We start from the raw sequence: 1096 nt of genomic DNA on the forward strand, positions 1-1096 counted from the left end.
TTTGGACGCCGATCCCCCGGCTTAGGGGGTCAATATTGCAAGCCGAATGACATGCGCTGGAGCAGGCCCTACATGATCGACGGCCGGTCCACCGTGGCGAGCTCGTGCACCACAGCGACAGGGCAGCCAATACGTATCCATTAAGTACACCGAGCGCCTGGCTGAAGCTGGTGTCGAGCCTTCTGTCGGCAGTGTCGGAGATTCCTACGACAACGCTCTCGCCAAAACCATCAACGGTCTCTACAAAGGCCGAGGTGATCCATCGGCGCGGGCCATGGCTCAGCTTCGAGGCTGTCGAGTTCGCCACCCTCGAATGGGTCGATTGGTTCAATAACCGACGGCTCCTGGAGCCCATCGGAAACATCCCCCCGGGCCGAAGCCGAGCAACGCTACTATGACATGCTGAAACAATCGGCCATGGCGGCATAACTTAAACCAAATGGCCTCCGGCAAACCCGGGGGTTCAGAATCCGAGATAGCTCATTCCGACTGTCAATCGGACTCTACGGATCGTCTCACCTCCTCGGCAACAGTGCTGCGAAGGCTTGGGCCCGATCCGCGGGCGTGGCAAGGCCGTCGGCAAGGACGACGAGGCGCTGCTGGAGCTCGGGCGCAAGCCCCGCCAGGCCCGCGCCGAGACCGCGCAGAGCCGAGGCGCGGTGCGAGGGCTCCTCAAGCTGCTCGGCGATGACGACGAGGCGCTGCTGGAGCGCGGGCGCAAGCCCTGCCAGGCCCGCGCCGAGGCCCGCCAGAGCCCCGGCGCGGTCCCAGGGCATGTCAAGCTGCTCGGCGATGACGACGAGGCGCTCCTGGAGCGCGGGCGCAAGCCCTGCCAGGCCCGCGCCGAGGCCCTGCAGAGCCCAGACGCTGTGCGCGGGCATGTCAAGCTGCTCGGCGATGACGACGAGGCGCTCCTGGAGCGCGGGCGCAAGCCCTGCCAGGCCCGCGCCGAGGCCCGCCAGAGCCCCGGCGCGGTCCCAGGGCTCGTCAAGCTGCTCGGCGATGACGACGAGGCGCTGCTGGAGCGCGGGCGCAAGCCCTGCCAGGCCCGCGCCGAGGCCCTGCAGAGCCCAGACGCGGTGCGCGGGCATGTCAA

Annotated in this window: 1 protein-coding gene and 1 pseudogene; both read left to right on the plus strand. The window is 67.5% G+C overall.

Annotation, left to right across the window (positions count from 1 at the left end):
• Nucleotides 1-53: 53 nt before the first annotated feature.
• A pseudogene (locus ACM43_RS00955) lies at nt 54-429 on the plus strand (integrase core domain-containing protein); the annotation flags it as partial.
• Between the two features lie 116 nt (nt 430-545).
• A partial coding sequence (locus tag ACM43_RS00960; RefSeq protein ID WP_271537493.1) for a hypothetical protein occupies nt 546-1096 on the plus strand: 551 nt, incomplete at its 3' end.

Origin of the sequence: Bradyrhizobium sp. CCBAU 45321 (assembly GCF_028128975.1) — a bacterium.
Classification (GTDB): domain Bacteria; phylum Pseudomonadota; class Alphaproteobacteria; order Rhizobiales; family Xanthobacteraceae; genus Bradyrhizobium; species Bradyrhizobium yuanmingense.